This is a genomic window from Burkholderia sp. JPY481 (genome assembly GCF_038900515.1).
GTDB classification, from domain to species: Bacteria; Pseudomonadota; Gammaproteobacteria; order Burkholderiales; family Burkholderiaceae; genus Paraburkholderia; species Paraburkholderia youngii.
Genome location: NZ_JAYMRT010000002.1, coordinates 295,191 through 314,190, shown reverse-complemented (window position 1 = coordinate 314,190; position 19,000 = coordinate 295,191). Strand labels below are relative to the sequence as shown.

General features: G+C 64.8%; 20 protein-coding genes. 10 read left to right on the top strand and 10 right to left on the bottom strand.

Translation table 11 applies throughout. From position 1 onward, the window contains the following. Window positions 1-69: 69 nt before the first annotated feature. On the top strand, window positions 70-990 hold the full coding sequence (locus VSR82_RS06770) for a LysR substrate-binding domain-containing protein (protein ID WP_498857534.1): 921 nt from the start codon (window positions 70-72) through the stop codon (window positions 988-990). Between the two features lie 10 nt (window positions 991-1,000). On the opposite strand, the gene lysA is transcribed toward VSR82_RS06770, so the two are convergent. Further along, window positions 1,001-2,257, bottom strand: coding sequence for a diaminopimelate decarboxylase (lysA, locus tag VSR82_RS06765; RefSeq protein ID WP_498857533.1), 1,257 nt, complete (start codon window positions 2,255-2,257; stop codon window positions 1,001-1,003). 119 nt (window positions 2,258-2,376) lie between these two features. Here lysA and VSR82_RS06760 point away from each other — a divergent pair, with 119 nt between their 5' ends. Further along, on the top strand, window positions 2,377-3,315 hold the full coding sequence (locus tag VSR82_RS06760; protein WP_429456223.1) for a LysR family transcriptional regulator: 939 nt from the start codon (window positions 2,377-2,379) through the stop codon (window positions 3,313-3,315). Between the two features lie 216 nt (window positions 3,316-3,531). Continuing rightward, entirely contained in the window at window positions 3,532-4,386 is an 855-nt protein-coding gene (locus VSR82_RS06755) for an oxidoreductase (protein ID WP_410848686.1), read from the top strand. Here the strand turns inward: VSR82_RS06755 and VSR82_RS06750 are convergent. The 6 genes from VSR82_RS06750 to VSR82_RS06725 form a co-directional block, all read right to left on the bottom strand. Then, a complete protein-coding gene (locus VSR82_RS06750; RefSeq protein ID WP_429456226.1) occupies window positions 4,383-4,817 on the bottom strand; it encodes a rubredoxin in 435 nt (144 codons plus the stop codon). The two genes, VSR82_RS06755 and VSR82_RS06750, sit on opposite strands and share 4 nt — an antisense overlap. A gap of 71 nt (window positions 4,818-4,888) precedes the next feature. Then, window positions 4,889-5,014 (bottom strand): hypothetical protein, encoded by a 126-nt coding sequence (locus VSR82_RS06745; RefSeq protein WP_368583395.1) that lies wholly within the window; start codon window positions 5,012-5,014, stop codon window positions 4,889-4,891. Window positions 5,015-5,244: 230 nt separating this feature from the next. Beyond that, complete coding sequence (locus VSR82_RS06740; protein WP_368583396.1) at window positions 5,245-6,435, bottom strand: Rieske 2Fe-2S domain-containing protein; 1,191 nt, start codon at window positions 6,433-6,435, stop codon at window positions 5,245-5,247. 225 nt (window positions 6,436-6,660) lie between these two features. Then, entirely contained in the window at window positions 6,661-8,112 is a 1,452-nt protein-coding gene (locus VSR82_RS06735; protein WP_429456229.1) for a glycosyltransferase family 2 protein, read from the bottom strand. 63 nt (window positions 8,113-8,175) lie between these two features. Next, entirely contained in the window at window positions 8,176-8,775 is a 600-nt protein-coding gene (locus VSR82_RS06730; RefSeq protein WP_429456231.1) for a cytochrome b, read from the bottom strand. 120 nt (window positions 8,776-8,895) lie between these two features. Then, window positions 8,896-9,888, bottom strand: a complete 993-nt coding sequence (locus VSR82_RS06725; protein ID WP_429456233.1) for a LysR family transcriptional regulator — start codon at window positions 9,886-9,888, stop codon at window positions 8,896-8,898. A 164-nt stretch (window positions 9,889-10,052) separates the two neighbouring features. Here VSR82_RS06725 and VSR82_RS06720 point away from each other — a divergent pair, with 164 nt between their 5' ends. Then, entirely contained in the window at window positions 10,053-11,036 is a 984-nt protein-coding gene (locus VSR82_RS06720) for an aldo/keto reductase (protein ID WP_498857532.1), read from the top strand. 21 nt (window positions 11,037-11,057) lie between these two features. Here VSR82_RS06720 and VSR82_RS06715 read toward each other — a convergent pair whose 3' ends face one another. Then, on the bottom strand, window positions 11,058-11,771 hold the full coding sequence (locus VSR82_RS06715) for a TetR/AcrR family transcriptional regulator (RefSeq protein ID WP_429456237.1): 714 nt from the start codon (window positions 11,769-11,771) through the stop codon (window positions 11,058-11,060). A gap of 75 nt (window positions 11,772-11,846) precedes the next feature. Here VSR82_RS06715 and VSR82_RS06710 point away from each other — a divergent pair, with 75 nt between their 5' ends. Then, window positions 11,847-12,491, top strand: coding sequence for a glutathione binding-like protein (locus tag VSR82_RS06710; protein ID WP_429456239.1), 645 nt, complete (start codon window positions 11,847-11,849; stop codon window positions 12,489-12,491). 9 nt (window positions 12,492-12,500) lie between these two features. Here VSR82_RS06710 and VSR82_RS06705 read toward each other — a convergent pair whose 3' ends face one another. Further along, window positions 12,501-13,385 (bottom strand): LysR family transcriptional regulator, encoded by an 885-nt coding sequence (locus VSR82_RS06705; RefSeq protein WP_429456241.1) that lies wholly within the window; start codon window positions 13,383-13,385, stop codon window positions 12,501-12,503. A gap of 185 nt (window positions 13,386-13,570) precedes the next feature. Here VSR82_RS06705 and VSR82_RS06700 point away from each other — a divergent pair, with 185 nt between their 5' ends. The 3 genes from VSR82_RS06700 (at window position 13,571) to VSR82_RS06690 (ending at window position 16,698) form a co-directional block, all read left to right on the top strand. Then, window positions 13,571-13,795 (top strand): hypothetical protein, encoded by a 225-nt coding sequence (locus tag VSR82_RS06700; RefSeq protein ID WP_429456243.1) that lies wholly within the window; start codon window positions 13,571-13,573, stop codon window positions 13,793-13,795. 184 nt (window positions 13,796-13,979) lie between these two features. Continuing rightward, on the top strand, window positions 13,980-15,242 hold the full coding sequence (locus VSR82_RS06695) for a multidrug effflux MFS transporter (protein WP_410848695.1): 1,263 nt from the start codon (window positions 13,980-13,982) through the stop codon (window positions 15,240-15,242). Between the two features lie 55 nt (window positions 15,243-15,297). Beyond that, window positions 15,298-16,698 (top strand): DHA2 family efflux MFS transporter permease subunit, encoded by a 1,401-nt coding sequence (locus VSR82_RS06690; protein ID WP_429456246.1) that lies wholly within the window; start codon window positions 15,298-15,300, stop codon window positions 16,696-16,698. Window positions 16,699-16,730: 32 nt separating this feature from the next. On the opposite strand, the gene VSR82_RS06685 is transcribed toward VSR82_RS06690, so the two are convergent. Further along, window positions 16,731-17,450 (bottom strand): SDR family oxidoreductase, encoded by a 720-nt coding sequence (locus tag VSR82_RS06685; RefSeq protein ID WP_429456248.1) that lies wholly within the window; start codon window positions 17,448-17,450, stop codon window positions 16,731-16,733. 82 nt (window positions 17,451-17,532) lie between these two features. Between VSR82_RS06685 and VSR82_RS06680 the strand changes: the two genes are divergently transcribed. Together VSR82_RS06680 and VSR82_RS06675 are read left to right on the top strand one after the other, a co-directional pair. Next, window positions 17,533-18,483: a LysR family transcriptional regulator gene (locus VSR82_RS06680; RefSeq protein ID WP_410848698.1), complete on the top strand. Its 951-nt coding sequence runs from the start codon at window positions 17,533-17,535 to the stop codon at window positions 18,481-18,483. A 93-nt stretch (window positions 18,484-18,576) separates the two neighbouring features. After that, window positions 18,577-18,981: a DUF3224 domain-containing protein gene (locus tag VSR82_RS06675; protein ID WP_429456250.1), complete on the top strand. Its 405-nt coding sequence runs from the start codon at window positions 18,577-18,579 to the stop codon at window positions 18,979-18,981. Window positions 18,982-19,000: the final 19 nt, after the last annotated feature.

The window sequence follows — 19,000 nt, the reverse complement described above, 5'->3', positions numbered from 1 at the left end:
CGCCGCGCCTCAAAGAAGTCTCGTTCGGACTATCATGATCACTTTTACCGATCACCCGACCCTGACGCCATGGCATTGACGATTTCGCAGTTGCGCGCGTTCACGGCGGTCGCCGAGCATGGCAGCATCCGCGCGGCGTCGCGCGCGCTCGGCATCGCCCAAAGCGGCATCACGCAGCAGTTGCAGAATCTCGAATCGATGCTCGGCGCAACGCTGTTCACGCGCACCAATCGCGGCATTGCGCTGACCACGCTAGGCCAGCGGCTGCTGCAGCGGGCCGGCGCGATCCTCGGTGAATGCGAGCGGGCCGAGGAGGACGTGCGTCAGTTGCGCGGCGACTACGTGGGCGAGGTGACGTTCGGCATGACGACCGAGCCGCTCGTCGACGCGTTCGCGCCGGTGCTGATGGAATTTCGTGCGCGCTTCGAGCGCGTCGCCGTGCATCTGCGCACGGGCACGTCGCGCATGATGATTTCGTGGATCCGCGAAGGCACGTTGGATTTCGCGGTCGCGCTCGTTTCGAAGCAGACCGATACCGCCGATCTGTCGGTCACGCCGCTCTATCCGTCCGACCCGGTGATCGTGTGCCGGCGTGGTCATCCGAAGGCGGGCGCGAAGTCGCTCGCCGAGCTCGTCGATTGCACGTGGGTGACGACGCGCTCGCCGAATCTGACCGAGGAGCCGCACGTCAACCGCTTGAGCCATCTGTTCGACAGCCACGGTTTGCCACCGCCGAAGATCGTCGCGACCGTCGAGGGCTTATACGAGACGTTGCATCTGGTAGGCGCGACGGATTGCCTGTCGCTCGAATCGTCGGTCATCACGAAGCGCGGGCCGTTCGCGGACATGCTGACGACGATCCCGGTGCGCGAGCGCGCGTTGCAGCAGAACGTGTGTCTGCTGCAACGCGCGGCGATTCCGCTGACGCCAGCCGCGCAGGAGTTCGCGACGATGATCGCGTCGTACACGCGCACGGTGCGGGCGCGTTGAGCTTTGAAGTTCAACCCGCCGTTTCTTCGAGCGCGATCAATTCTTCGATGCGCTGCCTGCGCCGGATCAGCCGCGCATTGCCGCGCTCGATCAGCACCTCGGGAGCAAGCGGCCGGCTGTTGTAGTTCGATGACATCGACGCGCCGTACGCGCCCGCATCGTGAAACACGAGCAGGTCGCCTACTTGAGGCGCGGGCATCGAGCGGCTCGTCACGACTCCGCCTTCCGCCTGCGTAAACACGTCGCCGGCCTCGCACAACGGCCCCGCCACGCTCAACCAGTCGACCGGCGCATCGCTCGGCGTGCCGTCGCGCCTAAGCACGCTGATCTCGTGATGGCTGCCGTAGAACGATGGCCGTACGAGGTCGTTGAAGCCCGCGTCGAGCAGCGCGAATTGCCGCGACGGCCGCCGGTTCAGCGCGTGCACTTCGGCGACCAGCACCCCTGCCCGCGCGACCAGAAAGCGCCCAGGTTCGATTTCGAGCCGCACACGATGCCCGACGCGCGCTTCGATGCGCCGCCGCGCATCGTCCCACAGCCGGAAGTAATGCGCGGTATCGACGCTCGGCTCGCCGTCGCGATACGGCACCGACAAACCACCGCCCGCGGAAATCGCCTCGATATCCTCATCGAGTTCAGACACTGCATCGACCATCGCGTCGCAGACTTTCGCGAGATGCGCGTAGTCGACACCGGAGCCGATATGCATGTGCAGCCCGACGAGCTTCAGCCGATAGCGCCGCACCAGTTCGAGCGCGCGTGGCAGGTCGTCGCGCCAGATGCCGTGCTTGCTGTGCTCGCCGCCAGTGTTGGTCTTGCTGCTATGGCCGTGACCGAAGCCTGGGTTGATCCGCAGCCACACGCGATGGCCTTCGCTCGCATGCCGTCCGAGCCGGTCGAGCATGTCGAGCGAGCCGGCGTTGACCGTGATCCGCTCGTCGAGCACGGTGGCCAGCGTCGCATGGTCGAGCACGTCGGCGGTGAATACCACGCCTTCGGGTGCGTCGTGCGACGCAGGTTGAGCCGCAAACCCCGCCGCAAAACTGCGCGCCAGTTCGCCTACAGAGACTGCATCGACCATCACGCCTTCGTCGCGCATCAGCTTCAGGATGTGCACGTTCGAACAGGCCTTCTGCGCGTAGCGGATCGTGTCGAAGCTGCGCAACTGCGCGATGCGCTGGCGGATCGTGTCGGCGTCGTACACCCATAGCGGCGTGCCGTGCTGGCGCGCGAGCCCGGCGAGTTGATGGGGGTTGAATGGCGTCATGGTCGGTTGCATGTCGAAGCTTTGTGAAAGCGGTAGCCGAGATGATGAGCCGCGGCGATCATTCAGTAAAATACCAATCTATCGCTGATCTATTCACTTCTGATATATCCCAAACCCACATGGCGCTCACGCACCGGCACATCGAAATCTTCCGCGCGCTGATGACGGCCGGCAGCGTCACCAAGGCAGCCGAGATGCTGTTCACGTCGCAGCCCACCGTGAGCCGCGAACTCGCCCGCATGGAACAGAGCATCGGCTTCGCGTTGTTCGAACGCGTGCAGGGCCGGTTGCGCCCAACGCAATCCGCGCTGACGCTGTTCGACGAGATTCAGCGCGCGTATGTCGGGCTGGAGCGCGTCGCGTCGACGGCGGCCGCGCTGCGCGAATTCAAGGGCGGCCAGCTGTCCGTGATCGCGCTGCCGGTGTTTTCGCATTCGATTCTGCCGGGCGCCGTCAAACGCTTTCACGATGCCCAGCCGGGTGTCAGCGTTTCGATCGCGACGCAGGAGTCGCCGTTTCTCGAAGAATGGCTGACCGCGCAGCGCTACGACCTCGGCCTCACCGAGCACGACGCGCCGCCGCCCGGCACGCGGCTCACGCCGCTGATCGCCGTCGATGAAGTATGCGTGCTGCCCGACGCTCACCCGCTGCTCGCTAAACGCGTGATCGCGTTGAAAGACTGCGCGGATCAGGCGTTCATCAGCCTGTCCGCCAACGATCCCTACCGGCTGCAGATCGACGAAGCGTTCGCGCGGGCTGGCATCGCGCGCCGCCTGTTGTTCGAAACACCGACCGCGGTGTCCGTGTGCAGCTTCGTGCGGCAGGGGCTCGGCATCGCGATCGTCAATCCGCTGACCGCTCTCGATTTCGCGGGCCGCAATCTGCATATCCGGCCGCTCGCGTTATCGCTGCCGTTTCGCGTCAGCGTCATCCGTCCCGAGCACCGGCCCGCGCATCCGCTCGCGGACGCGTTCGTCGGCGCGCTGCAAAGCGAAGCCGCTGCGCTGCGACTACAATTGAAACGTCACACTAGCCCCACGCGGTCCTCGCAGTCATAGCAGTCACGGCGGCGCCCCGCCTCATCGCCCGGCGAATCCGCGCAGCAGCACGCGCGCTCGCGCGGGGCTACCGCCCGAATCATCCGCCGCGCGAACCGGGCACGCTGCAAGCTGACATCACCCGCATACCGATTACCGACGCGCCGCGCGTTCGCGCCGCATCGGCGCGCCGTTTTCGAGTCTTCACGTCATAGACCCTCAACAGGAGTGTTCCACATGATGAATCGAGACAATCCCGTCTGGCTGATCACAGGCTGTTCCACCGGTTTCGGCCGCGAGCTCGCGAAGCTCGTGCTCGAACGTGGCTGGCGCGCGGTCGTCACCGCGCGCGATGCAGCGAAAGTGAAGGACATCGCAGAGGGGCACGGCGAGCGCGCGCTGGTGCTGCCGCTCGATGTGACCAATCGCGCGCAGATCGAAACCGTGGTCGCGCAGGCGAAACGCCATTTCGGCCGCATCGACGCGCTCGTCAACAACGCGGGCTACGGTTATCTGGCCGCAATCGAGGAAGGCGACGACAGCGAAGTGCGCGCGATGTTCGAGACCAACGTGTTCGGTCTCATCGACATCACGAAGGCCGTGCTGCCGATCATGCGCGAGCAGCGCAGCGGTTTGATCGTCAACGTGTCGTCGATCGGCGGCATTACGAGTTTCGCGGCGACCGGCTTTTATCATGCGACCAAGTACGCGGTCGAAGGGCTGTCGGAGTCGCTGGCGCTGGAAGTGAAGCCGCTCGGCATCGGCGTGCTGATCGTCGAGCCGGGGCCGTTCCGCACCAACTGGGCGGGGCCGTCGATCAAGCAGTCGGCGACGCTGATCGACGACTACGCGTCGACCGCCGGCGAGCGCCGCAAGCAGACCGAAGCGCGCAGCGGCAAGCAGGCCGGCGACCCGGTACGCGCCGCGCAGGCGATCATCGATGCGGCGTTGTCGGACGCGCCGCCGCTGCGTTTGCTGCTCGGCAAGGCCGCGCTCGATCTCGCGTACAAGAAGCTCGATTTCATGCGCGGCGATTTCGACACCTGGCGAGCGACGACCGAGGGCGCGGATTATCCGGAAGGGAACCCTTAAAACTCCACCAGCGCAAAATCGTCCTTGCCCACATCGCACAGCGGGCAGCGCCAGTCGGCCGGCACATCGGCCCAGCGCGTGCCCGGCGCGATGCCCTCTTCCGGCACGCCGGCGGCTTCGTCGTAGACCCAGCCGCAGATCACGCAGACCCATTGCTTGAACTCGACGGCCGCGGCGGCGTTCGCGGCCGACGGCGCATCGGGCGTGTCGAGCGCGGCGGCATCCGCCGCGGTCGTGCGCGCCGTCGCATCGAGGCTCACGACGAGCGGCGCGACCGTGCCGCTACCGGTTCCCGCGAGCCGCGCCTGCAGACTGTCGAGCAGGCGCTGCGCTTCGTCGTGCGTCAGATCGATCCAGTACGGATCGCCGGCGCCGTCGTTGAGCCGCTCGGGGGAAAACTGGATTTCTACGGCTACGCCCTTCTTGTACATGGCAATCGGAATCTCGAGAAAGCCGGCGACGCGCGCCGGCGAAAGGCTGCCCGCGCGACGCGGGCGCTGCTTCAGTGCGCCTGTAACAGCAGGTTCAGCGCGTACGACGCGATCAGGCCCGCGGCGCCGATCAGGCCAAGCAGTTGCAGCAGAGTGAGGGATTTACGCGAGGCGGTGGGGGATTGTTGCGTGGTCACGAGCGAGTCTTGAAGTTCGAAAAAAGCGCAATGGTACACGGGTGCAGACGCGACGAATGTCGATTGGCGCAAACTCGCGAGCAATAACGGTACCGTGCGACATTATCGCCGCTTGCGCGCCGCGCATTGTCTACCGTGCGGAGATGGATTAATTCCCAGCGAGGGAGAAAGCCGTGGCGGGACCGCTTGCGCGGCGCCGGTGAACACACCCGCAGCGCGCCGCGCTGCGCTCAGGTCTTCGCGAGCGGATTGCCGTGACGCGAATCCCAGAAGCGGATCACCGAGGTATCGCCAGTGCCCGCGCCGACCACCTTGTCCGGCGCGCCGCACTCGCGCAACAGCGCGCGCAGGTCGTTGATGACCGGGAATACCTCGTGATTCCAGTCGGCTCCCTGCGAATCGTGGGCGCGCTGCTCCGCCTCGACGATCTCGCGATCCTCCTTGAAAATGCGCTCGGTGAACCACACCAGCAGCGGCCATGCAAGATTCATCACGCCCGGAATGCCGGGTTTGCGGATCGACAGCAGCCCGAAGGTCCGGTTGGTGCGCTGCTCGCGATCGAGCGGCACATAGACGATCCACAGGTCCATCACCAGCGTCTTGTCGTTGTTGCGGATCTGCAGGGTCTGGTACGGGTATTCGGTGCGGATCGTCATCACGTCTTTGTGGTTGAAGCCACCGGTCTTGCGCCGCTCGCCGAACACCATCGCCTCGCCAATCGGCTGCTGGCCCGCCATCCGCGCGAACGTATAGTCGATCTCGACCCAGCCCTCACCGCGCCGCCGCCCGAGCGAACGCGCGCGCATCTGCCCCATCTGGCGTCGATGCAGGAACTGGTGATTCATGTCCATCAAGTTCTCGTGCATGAACGAATAATGACACTTGACCGGACGGCCGAAGCGGCGCGTCTTGTACTTCGGGTCCGACACCGAACGAAAGTCCGGCAGCGGCCGTTCGTCGGCGAGCGCGGCATCGCCGGGAAACACGAAGATCAGTCCCTCCACTTCCTGACACGGATAAGAGCGCACGCCGTTCGGCAAACGCTCGCGGCCGAGGTACGGCACGTCGATGCAGGTGCCCGAGCAGTCGTAGGTCCAGCCGTGATAGCCGCAGCGAATCGATTCACCGTCGACCACGCCCTGATGCAGCGGCACTTGCCGATGCGCACAACGGTCTTCGAGCGCGAACACCTTGCCGCTCTCGGTGCGCGCGAGCACGATCGGATCGCCGGCGAAGGTCACGCCGAGCGTCTTGCCGCGCTTCACTTCATGCGACCACGCGAGCGGGTACCAGTAATCGGGATGAATGGCGACGCGGCGCAGATCACGCACCGGCGCGTCGTGAGTGGCTTGAGCAGGCGCGGCGGCAAGCGCGGCGCCGGCGATTTCCTGTTCCTGTTCTAGCGGGGGAACTGCATGCATAGGTCAAGCCTCCGTGCACGAGCGGATAGAAGGTTGCCGCGCTGCATGGCAGTGCGGCATCTTCACCAGTCTACTTGATGCGGCCGCCGCATGGCACTGTCGCGGGCATGCGCGATGCGTCGCAGCACACGTTGCGCATCAGCGGCATCGGCGTGAAGAATCTACCTTTACCACACCCTCCCTACAGAAACATTGACCTGGGTTATGAGCTGTCCATCGACTTGCTCAATCCTCGTCGCCTGCGACCAGTCCGGTGCGCCGTTGCACGCCCCATGCGCGGCCGCCGCGCAAAAACTGCAGCCAGCCGAGCGCGGCGCCCAGATGACGCGCGAGCTGAAACGTGAACGGCTCGGCGACGGCCGCGAGCATCGCCATGCCGAGGCTGTTGCCGCTGCGCTCGCCGGTCCAGCGCCGGTACAGATGGATGCTCCACAGATAAAACGCCAGGTCGATCGCCGTTTTCAGACCGATCACGCTAAAGATCGACACGACGATCGCGCCGTGTCCGCCGAATAGAAAACCGAGTAGCAATGCGAATGCCGTGAGGCCGTAGATCGGCTGCATCGTATCGATCGCCTTGATCGGCAGCATCAGCATGCCCAGCGTGCCGTAGCGCGGATTGCCGGTCATGTCGCGGTTCCAGTACTGAGTCTGCAGGAAGCCCGCGAACCAGCGGCGGCGCTGACGCAGAAAGCTTGCGAGGGTGTCGGGCGCATCGGTGCGCGCGTGCGCTTCGCCGACCACGCGCACGTCCCAGCCGAGCTCGTGATCGATCGAATAGCGGCGCAGCCGGTGAATCAGCTCGTAGTCCTCGACCAGGCACTGCGGATCGAAGCCGCCGACCGCGACAAGCGCATCGCGGCGGAACGACGCGAATGCGCCCGAGATCAGCAGCAGGCTGTCCGCACGCATCCACGCGAATCGCGCGATGAAGTTGCGCATGTACTCGTAGGTCTGGAACCACTGGAACACGCGGCCCGACAGCGACTTGCCGCAGACCGGCACGAGAATGCCCGCCGCCGCGACGAGCGATGGTTCGCTCGCGAACGCGGCGCGCATCGCATAGGTTGCGTCGTCGTCGAGCAGCGTGTCGGCGTCGACGGTCATCACGGTATCGGTCGTCATCACGGTGATCGCGGCGTTCAGCGCGCGCGCCTTGCCGCCGTGCGGCACGCGCAGCCAGAACAGATTCGGATGCAGCGAACTTGGCGCGCTCAGCACGCCTTCGGCGGCGGGCGTGAGGCCGAAGCGTTGCGTGAGCAGGTCGGCGGTGGCGTCGGTGGAGCCGTCGTCGGCGATCACGATCTGCGCTGGGCCGTGCGTTTGCCGCAGCAGAGCGGCGAGCGTGACCGGCAACACGGCCGCCTCGTTATGCGACGCGACGATCACACCCATGCCCGGCAGTTCGCGCCGTTCGTAGTCGGCTTCGAGCGGCGCCGTGCGGCGCGTGAGCGGCAACGATTTCCACGTGACGAACGCGAGCAGCAACGTGTCATAGATGACATATGCAATACCGGTCGACCACGCAAGCGCACCGCGCAGAAAGAACGCCCGCGCGAACAGCAGCGCCCACAGCACGACGACGCTGGAATGGATCAGCGTGCTCCATAGCGTCGCGCGACGCGGCAGGATGCGTGGCGACGCGGCTGCGAGTGCCTGTTCGAGGGTCTTCTTCAAAGCGAATATGTCAGGTTGGGGCTGTTGGCCGTTGGTTGTTGAAACCGTGTTCGTGCCGCGGCTTCACGGCTTCATGCGCTTCAACACCGATTTACGATCGAGCCATTCATGCTTGAGCGCGCCGCCGATATGCATCGCCAGCAACGCATAAAGCGTATAGCCGAGCCACGTATGCAGCGCGCCGAAGCGATCGTGCAATGTCTCTTTCAATGCCGGGTCGAGGTGCATCACGTAGCCGATGCGCGGCCATTGGAACAGGCCGAACCACTGCATCGGATGCGTGGCCGCGTCCTTCCACGCCGAATCGTGCAGCCAGCCGGACAGCGGCAACGCAATCATCAGCAAATACAGCGCGAAGTGCGCGAGATGGGCGGCCATCTTTTCCCACGACGGAAACTCGCGCGGCAACGGCGGCGGCTTGTGCGACACGCGCCACAGGATGCGCAGCACCGCGAGCCCGAGCACCGTGATGCCGATCGATTTGTGCGTGTCGATCACCGGACGCACCCAGTCGTCGGGCAGCGAATCAGCGGACAGAGCCAGCACGACGTTGACGATCATCAGCAACGCGATCAGCCAGTGCAATGTCATCGCGGTACGCGTGTAACGCGGCGGGCAAGTCGCATCGGTCGAACCGGCCAGGGAGTTCGCTCGGGTGTTCATAGGGAGTTCCGTTCACGAAGGCGATGAATGCCGCGAAAGAGGTTTGAAATCGACGCTACCGGTATCAGGCAAACGCCCAAGTTTGCCGTCTTATTCCCTAAAGCGCTTAACGTGCATGTTTCAGTTTGTTTCGGGCTTCTGATTTCGGGCATCGGCTCGCTTCACGGGAGGTCGCGGGTCCTTGTCCCGCTCATCGCTCAACTGCCGCTCGCCCCAAGCGCGCACGGCGTCGGCGAACAAACGCAGCGCGGCCGGCGGATGACGGTTGGCCGGGTAGTACAGGCACAAGCCCGCGAAGGTCGGGCTCCACTCCGCCAGCAACTGCACGAGCCGCCCGCTCGCGACATGTTCCGCCACATGGTCGAGCGGCACCCAGGCGATGCCGATGCCGGCCAGCGCCGCTTCGACCATCAGGTTCACATTGCCGAGCGTCATCGGCCCGTCCACGTCGATGCTCGCGCTCTTGCCGCGATGCGTGAGGTCCCAGCGATACAGCGTGCCGCTTTCAAAGCGAAAGCGAATGCAACGGTGGCGCATCAGATCGTGCGGCGCCTTGGGCGCGGGATGACGCGCGAGATACTCGGGCGACGCGACCGCCACCAGACGCATGTCGCGCCCGAAGCGAACCGCGATCATGTCGCGCGGCACGTCCTCGAGCACGCGGATGCCCGCATCGAATCCTTCGGCGACGATATCGACGAGCCTCGAATCGACCACGAACTCGACGTGAATCTCCGGATAGCGCGCAAAGAAATCCGGCAGCACGTGTTGCACGAGCTGTTTCGCGGACGCCTCCGAAGCGCTGATGCGGATCGTGCCCGACGGCCGGTTGCGCGCGGCCGTGACTTCCCCGACCGCGTCGTCGAGATCCGCTAGCGCCGGACGCACGCGCCGTAGCAATTGCTCGCCAGCTTCCGTCAACGCGACCGAACGCGTGGTGCGATTGAAGAGCCGCACGTCGAGGCGCGACTCCATGTTGCGCATCGCGTGACTCAACGCCGACGGCGAAAGTCCGAGCACGCGCGCGGCCGCGCTGAAGCTGCGCTGCTCGGCGATCGTGATGAAGGCGGTCAGTTCGGCAAGGCCCGCGCGCGGTAGTCGGGAATTCGTCATTTGTGAATTCGATTTAATACCTCATGCAAGTATAGAGAGATTGTTGAGCCGCACACAGCAACCTAAACTCGCTTCCAATGCCACGGCTCGCGTGGCTCGTGTCGTATTCAAAGCGTCGTGACCCCGGCAGCAGCCGGGGCCGGGCGCATCAACTGGAGCGTCGTATGCAAACACGTCAACTCGGTAAAAGCGGCCTCGAAGTATCCGCGCTCGGCCTCGGCTGCATGGGCCTGAGCTTCGGCTACGGCCCGGCCACCGAAAAAGCGGCGGGCATCGAACTGATCCGCGCGGCCTTCGAGCAAGGCGTCACGTTCTTCGATACCGCCGAGGTCTATGGTCCGTTTGTGAACGAAGAGCTGGTCGGCGAAGCGGTCGCGCCGTTTCGCGATCAGGTGGTGATCGCGACCAAATTCGGCTTTCAGGACGGCGACACGAAAAAGCCGCTCAACAGCCGGCCCGAAACCATTCGCGCTGTCGCCGAGGCTGCGTTGAAGCGTCTGAAAACCGACCGCATCGATCTGTTCTATCAGCATCGCGTCGATCCGAACGTGCCGATCGAGGACGTCGCCGGTGCGGTGAAAGATCTGATCGCCGCGGGCAAGGTCGGGCACTTCGGCCTGTCCGAAGCGGGCGTGGAGTCGATCCGCCGCGCGCACGCGGTGCAGCCGGTCGCGGCGTTGCAAAGCGAGTATTCGCTGTGGTGGCGCGAGCCCGAAGCCAGCGTGCTGCCGACGCTAGAAGAACTCGGTATCGGCTTCGTGCCGTTCAGCCCGCTCGGCAAGGGCTTTCTGACCGGTGCGATCGACGAACGCACGACCTTCGACAAGAGCGATTTCCGCAATATCGCGCCGCGCTTCTCGGAAGAGAACCGCAAGGCGAATGCAGCGCTCGTCGACGTGCTCGGCCGGATCGCGGACGGCAAAGGCACGACGCGCGCGCAAATCGCGCTAGCGTGGCTGCTCGCGCAAAAGCCATGGATCGTGCCGATTCCGGGCACGACGAAGCTGCCGCGCCTCGCGGAGAACCTCGGCGCCGCCAGTGTCGTGCTGACGCCGGCGGATCTCGCCGACATCGAAGCGGCGCTCGAGCAGATCAAGGTGGCGGGCGAGCGCTATCCGGCGCAGTTTCAGCGGTTCATCAACCGCTAGGCGGTGCGCGGTCGCGGCGCTTCAGTTTTTAGGCCTGTGCCGCGGTTTGCCCGGCGGTTTGCCTGGCTTTATGCCCGGCATTTTGCTCGATGGTTTGCCTGGCTTCTTGCCCGGCGCCCCGCAGATCAGCGCGACGCCAGCCTGCGCCGTCGCGCGCAGCGATTCGCGCGAGTCGCCCGCGCGCGAGCGCAGCGCGAGAGTATGCAGAATCGCCGATGCGACTTTGGCGAGCAGCGCGGGACTCGCGGCCGCATCGAGTTCGCCTTGCGCATGCGCGCGTTCGAACCGTCGCTCGAACTCGGCATCGAACGTGGCGAGACCGTGCGCGAGCTTGTCACGTACTTGCGCATCCGCTCTCGACTCCACCGCCGCCGTGCCGATCAGAAAGCATCCGCGCGCCACCTCGCCTTGCGGAAAGTAGAGCGCGAGCGCGCCTTCGTACACGGCCAGCAACGCCTCGGAGAGCGGCAGGTCACCATGCAGCGCGGCTTGCATCGCATCGCGGCCAAACGCGATGTAGCGATCGAGCGTGTCGAGATACAGCGCGTGCTTGTCGCCGAAAGCGCCGTACAGGCTCGGCCGGTTCATGCCGGTCGCCTCGCTCAACGCGTCGAGCGACGTGCCCGAGTAGCCGCCATACCAGAACGCGTCGCGCGCATCGTTCAGGGCCTGTTGCGAATCGTAGCTACGCGGTCGTCCGCGCGAGCGTTTCTCAGTTTTTGTACCGGTATGCATAAAATTCTCTGGCGTGATCTATTTTTGTTCACTATAGTACAAAAAACATCTTCACCGACAACCGGAGACATCAGCATGGAGCTTTATTTTTCGCCGCTCGCGTGTTCGCTCGCCACGCGCATTTCGCTTTACGAGGCGGGCGCCGCTGCGCGCTTTATCGAAGTCGACACGAAATCCAAGCGGCTGCGCGACGGCTCCGATTTCTATCCGATCAATCCGTTAGGCCAGGTCCCCGTGCTTCGCACCAGCGACGGTTGGCTGCTGCGCGAAAACAGCGCGATCCTGCCTTATGTGGCCGACGCCTTTCCGGCAGCCGCGCTCGCGCCGCTGCCCGGCACGGCGGAACGCGCGAAATTGCAGGAGTGGCTTGGCTTCATCAGCACGGAACTGCATAAGGGAGTATTCGTGCCGCTGCTCGATCCGGACGCGGCCGCCGACGTTCTTAGCTATACCCACAAGAAAGTGGCGTTGCGATTGAACGTGCTGGAGCAGCATCTGCATGGACGCGAGTTTTTGCTGGAGCGGTTTTCCGTCGCGGATGCTTATCTGGTCACCGTGTTGAACTGGGCGCGCTATGGTGGCGTCGAGCTCGCGCAATGGCCATCCGTGCAGCAGTACTATGAACGCACCGCGCGTAGGCCAACCGTTGCCAAAGCGATGGCGGAAGAGTACGCGCTTTATCGCGAGGAACAGGACAGACGCAAGGCCGCGGCCGCGTAGTCTTGTTCGCTAGCTCAAGCGCAAACTCCGCAATACGTCGAGCACATACTGAGTCGGACGCTCCACCGTACCTGCGCGGAAGGCCAGGCCCAACTGCCGCCATAACGCCGGGCGTAGCGGACGGGTGACGATGCGTGCGTCGGCCGTTGAGCGACCAGCTTCCTGCGGCAGCAGCGCGGCGCCGTATCCCGCTGCCACGAGGCTCTTGATCGCATCCGAGTAGTTGAGCTGAATGCGCGGCGTGGGATGCTGCCCCGCCGCGCTGAACCATTCCGTCGTCAAACGGGAAAGCCGCGTGGTGGCGTCGTTCAGGATCAGCGGCTTCGCGGCGATCCATTGCGGCGTGATGCGAGCCGGGCACGTCCACCCGGCCGGCATGAATGCGACCACCGGATCGCGGCGCCATTTTTCGATCGATAGCCCGCGTATCGGCGCTTGCGGCAGCGCCACGATGCCGACGTCGAGCGACTCGTCCGCGAGTCGCGTCAGCGTTTCCTGCGAAGTCAATACGGCAATTTGCACGTCGATGCCGGGATGTTCGTCGGCCAGCCGTTCCAACGCCTGCGGCAGCAGATTCGCGATGGCCGCGGTGGAAGCGCCGAGCCGAACCCGTCCGCCGAGCCCTTCCACCTGTCGCCGCACGTCTTCCAACGCCTGCTCGGCATCAGCCAGCAATTGACGCGCATACGCCACCAGCGTCTCCCCGATCGCCGATGCCCGCACCTGGCCGCGTTTGCGCGACAGCAGCGGCGCGCCGACGCGGCTTTCGAGATCCGCGATATGCAGACTGACCGTGGGTGGCGCGAGATGCAGAACGCGGGCGGCCTCGGCAAAAGAGCCGAGGTCGGCGACGACAACGAGGGTGCGCAGGCGGTCGAGACTGATTTCTCTCATCGGAGTCGGAATGGCATGGTCAGAAAAGCTGAATCGCGCGATCAGTAAACTCAACTTTTCCAATCTTACGTGCAGATGGAAGATGGTGGCGCTGGTTTTTCAACGCTGACTATCGGGCCATCGGCATGAACTCATCTTCAACTAGAAGTTGCGAGCCCCAAGACGCTTCCCTTCGACTGGGCGCAATGTCGGACGACGCCAGGTCGGTGCTGCTCGGGTTCGTCTTTGCAGGCGTCGTGCTGGCCTTCGCCGTGATGGCGATGATCTGGACGGCGCCTCGCCCTCCGCTCAAAGGCAAGGACTGCTCCGGCCGCATCGCAAACGACGAACACGCGAGCTTCGTCGCATTCTTCCAGGACCCGACGGACCAGGGAGCGTTGCTGCGGTCGATCGAAGATTGCGCGAGATGAGCGTCGTTGCGGCGGGATAGCGCGCCGGTCGGCCGCGCCATCCCACACCCCCGCCAGGGAATATCCCACTTCCTGCGATACCACGGGCACAATACCCGGCGATAATGCCGGACACCGCGTCTTTTCCGTTCGATATCCGAACGCGCCGATGCCCGCGCCGCCAGTGTTCCCTTTCGATGCACCCATGAGCCACGCTACTGCCGACCAACCCGCCTCCGCCGACTCCGCCCCGAACTCGCCGCGCTTCCTGTTGTTCCTGATCTGCCTGTTCGCATCCGCCGGACAGCTCGCCATCGACATCTACGTGCCCGCGCTGCCCGCGATGGCGCACTACTTCGGCACCTCCCCGCAAGCGATCCAGACCAGCGTCACCGGCTACATGGCCGCCTACGCGTTCGGCCAGCTGATCTTCGGTCCGATCGCCGACGCGTATGGCCGCAAGCGCGTGCTCGCGTTCGGCCTGACGGTCTACACGGTCGGCTGCCTGCTGTCGCTCGCGGCGCCGAATCTCGAGACGTTCATCCTCGCCCGTGCGTTGCAGGGCTTCGGCATCGCGAGCACGAACCTGCTCGCGAAGGCGATCATCACCGATTCGTTCGCGGGTCAGGCGTTGCTGCATGCGTTCACCTACATGTCGATCGCGTGGGGGCTCGCGCCGATCGTCGCGCCGGTGATTGGCGCGCATCTGCAGACGGCGTTCGGCTGGCGCGCGTGCCTCGTGTTCCTGCTGATCTATTCGCTGGTGATGTGGGCGCTGTTGTGGCGCTATCGCGAGACTTTGCCCAAGCCCGTGCATCTCGAACCGCGCACGCTGACCGCAAACGCGCGCAAGGTGCTCGCGAGCCCCGTGTTCCAAAGCTGTTTCCTCGCGCAGGGCCTGTGCTACAGCATCCTGCTCGTGTTCAACATCGTCGGGCCGTTCATGGTGCAGACCACGCTGCACAAACCGCCGACCTTCTTCGGCTATCTCGCGCTCGGCATCGGCATGATGTACTTCCTTGGCGGTCTGTCGAATCGGCTGCACGGTCCGCGTCTGCCGAGCGCCGAGCAGCGATTGCGCATCGGCGCGCGGCTGATGGCGGCCGCTTCGGTTGTGATGCTGCTGCTCGCGCTGACGGTCGGTCTGCGCGTGTGGACGCTCGCGACACCCGTGCTCGTGATGGGCTTCTGCGCCGGCGCGATGTATCCGACGCTGATGGCGAAGGGCAACTCGCTGTTTCCGCACATCGCTGGGCTGACGAGCGCGATTCTCGGCTGCGCGCTGTTGCTGGTGTCCTCGGCGATGATGGGGCTGGCCGGCTTCGTGTCGGTGCAGGTGCTCACGCCGCTCGCGCTGTTCTTCGTGGTCCTCGCGTTCGTCGTCGTGGTAATGGTGACGAAGCTGCTGCGCCATCTCGAGCAGGTACAGCCCGCGGCCGCGGCGACCGCGAGCGGTAACGCAGCGTGAGCCGGCACATGAGCCTGAGCGAACGCCAGACCTTTATCTGTACACGCGAGCACCGATGAGCGGCATGCGCGAGCGCGTCTGCGCGTCCGCTTCCGAGCGGATCGATCCGACCGTGTGGAAGGTCGCGGCGGTCGTGTCGATCGGTTCGTTCATGTCGCAGATGGACTCGACGCTCGTCAACGTGTCGCTGTCGACGATCGGCCATACGCTCGATGCGTCGATCGCCACCGCGCAGTGGATCGTCAGCGGCTACCTGCTCGCGATGGCGTTGATGTTGCCGCTCAACGGCTGGCTGGTCGACCGCATCGGCGCGAGGCGGCTGTACCTGTTCTGCTTTTCGACGTTCACGATAGCGTCGATGCTGTGCGGCGCGGCGCAGACGATCGGCGAGCTGATCGGCGCGCGCATCTTCCAGGGCCTCGTCGCCGGTGTGCTCGTACCGATGGCGCAGATGATGATCGGACGAGTGGCCGGCAGGAACCTCGAGCGCGTGATGGGCTTCACCGCGCTGCCCATTCTGCTCGGTCCGATTCTCGGCCCGGTGCTGGCCGGGCTCGTCCTCGCGCACGCGAGTTGGCCGTGGCTGTTCTTCATCAATGCGCCGGTGGGCGCTGTCGGCATTGCGATTGCGGTGTTGCTGCTGCCGCACGATGCCCCTGCGTCGCAGAAGCGGCCGTTCGATTTCACCGGCTTCGCGCTGATCTCCCCCGGGCTGGTCGCACTCGTCTATGGACTTCAGAACGCGTTGCGCGCGGTGGGCCTCGCGTGGCTGCTTGCGGGCGCCGTGTTTCTCGCCGGCTTCGTGCTGTACGCGTTGCGCAAAGGCGATGCCGCGCTGATCGACGCGCGCATGTTTGCAAGGCGTACGTTCTCGGTCGCGGCACTCGCGCAGTTCTCCGCGAACGGGATCATGTATGGACGACAGCTTGCAGTGCCGCTTTTTCTGATCGCGGGCTGCGGTCTGTCGGCCGCGCACGCGGGCGGCCTGCTCGCGGCGACCGGCGTCGGCATGATGTGCTCGTTCCCGCCGATCGGCTGGTTGACCGAGCGGCTCGGTTGCCGCGCGCTCGCGGCGGGCGGCGCATTGCTGGCGTTTCTGAGCACGCTCGTGTTTCTGTGGATGAGCATCGCTTCGTTCTCCACCGGATGGGCCGCTGTCAGTCTGTTCCTTGCGGGCGTCGGTCAGGGAACGATCAGCGTGCCGTCGATCTCGGCCGCGTATTCGTCGATCGCGAGAGAACGGCTCGCGGTCGCGAATACGGCGTTGAACATCGCGCAGAGAGTGGGCGGCCCGTTCGCCACGACGCTGCTTTCGATGGCGATCGCGTTGACGCTGCATGGTGCTTCGGATGTACAGCCCAGCCGATTTCTGCCGATGTTCGTGCTGCTAGCCGCGCTGCATTTGCTGTGCTTTGCGGCGACGATGTGTCTGCCGGTTCGGGTTCGCAGGGCGTAGGACGCCCGAGCGCACATTCCCGCGCCCGTGCGTCAGAGTAGTCGCAAGCCCCCGTCACACTCGATCACCGCCCCCGTCATAAACGTGTTCTCCAGCAGAAACTGCAGCGCGTGAGCGACATCGTCGGCCTGGCCGACGCGCCGCACCGGTAGCGTTTCGCTTTGCTGCCGGAATACCTCGCTTTTCACGTTCGCGGGGAATCTGTCCCACCACGGCGTATCGATCACCCCCGGCGACACCGCGTTCACGCGCAGCGGCGCCAGCTCGCGCGCGAGCGTGCCGATCATGCTTTCGAGCGCGCCGTTGATCGCGCCCAGACCGGCCGTGCCCGGATTCGCGATGCGCGCCGAAATCGCGGTCAGAAACGTGATGCTGCCGTCGCGACGCAGGGTGGGCAGCGCGCGCTGCGCCGCTTCGAGCTGCGGCCAGAACTTGGCCTCGAAGCCGCGCCGCAGCGCGGCCAGATCCAGCTCGGCAAAAGGCCCCGCGCCTTCGCCGCCCGACAGCGTCATCACCAGATGATCGATCCGGCCGAGCCCGCCGAAGAAGCGTTCGAGCGCCGCGCGATCGGTGCAATCGAGCGCGTCGCCCGTCACCTGTCCATCGATGCCGCTCAGCGCATCGTCCAGCTTGGCGCGGTCGCGCCCCACCGCGACGACGCTCGCGCCAGCCGCCGCGAGCCGCTTCACCGTCGCGAGCCCAACACCCGACGAACCGCCCAGCACCACGACCTTCTGATTTTGCCAGTTCATTTCATTGCTCCTGAGAGTGAACGGAAGACCCCGTGGCAGTAGAATGCGCGGTGCGGGCCCATCATTCAAATCGTTTAACGTCATGGCCAACATCATTGAAAATGATTTTCGGCGCTTCGACCTGAACCTGCTGCTGACCTTCCGCGCGTTGCTGGAAGAGCGCAGCGTCACGCGTGCCGCGCAGCGGCTGTTTCTTGGGCAACCGGCGGTCAGCGGCGCGCTGAAACGCTTGCGCGAGACCTTCGGCGACGAGCTGTTCGTGCGCACACCCCAAGGCATGACGCCGACGCCGCGCGCGCTCGAACTCGCGCGGCAGATCGAGCCATTCCTGCAATCGCTGCATCAGGCGCTCACGCAGCCGTCCGTGTTCGATCCGGCCCGCGCGCAGCGGGTGTTCCGCATCGGCCTCAGCGATTCACTCGAACTGCTGCTGATGCCGGAGATCATGGCGCGCCTCGCCGTGGCGGCGCCCGGCGTGAAGCTCATCGCGCGCTCCACCGATTCGACGCGCGCCGCCGCGATGCTCGACGACGGCGCGATCGAACTCGCAGTCGGCGTGTTTCGCGAGTGCGTGCCGTGGCAGCGACTCATGCCGCTGTTTTCATGGCGCTTCGTGAGCGTGTACAACCCGAAGCTCGTCAGGACGCGTCGCAAGCATTTGTCGATGGACGAATTTCTGCGCCACCGCCATGTGCTGACTTCGTTCAGCGCCGAGCTTCGCGGCTTCATCGACGAACGACTGGAGTTGCAGGGACTGAAGCGCGAGGTCGTATTTTCGAGTTCGAACTTCGCGACCAGTCCGTTCATCGTGCAACGCACGGCGGCGATCGCGACCGTTCCGGAGTTCATCGGCCGCGTGTGGCGCGATACGCTCGGTCTCGCGCTCAGTCCGTTGCCATTCGAGGTGCCGGGCTACGAAGTTTCGTTGATGTGGGCCGCGGCGCACGATCACGACCCGGCGCTCGCATGGTTGAAGCGGGAGTTCGCTGACGCGTTCGGCACGGCTGACAGCGCTGCGCGTGCGGCTAACTGACAGCGACGTGTGCTACGTTTCATAAGCGTCACATTGCGTTGCGTTTCGTTCCGCCGCTTCGCCATCGCCCGTTCAAGTCAGGAGGAAATCCCGATGACTCAGCACATCGCAAAAGGCACTTTCATCGTCTCCCTTCAACCGATGCCGTTCGAAAACGCGGAGACCGAATCGAAACTAGGCCGCATGTCGATCGACAAGCAGATCTCCGGCGATCTCGCCGCGACCACCCAAGGGCAAATGCTGAGCGCGATGACGAACGTCAAAGGCTCGGCCGGCTATGTCGCGCTCGAACAGGTCACGGGCACGCTGGCGGGCAAGCAGGGCACGTTCGTGCTGCAGCATATCGGCGTGATGAATCGCGGTGTTGCGTCGCTCGCGGTGACGGTCGTGCCCGATTCGGGCACGGGCGAGCTGAGCGGCATTGAAGGCGAGTTCAAGATCGACATCGTCGATGGCGCGCATTCGTACGAGTTCGCTTATCGGCTGCCCGGCGACTGAGATGCCGAACATGATTCGC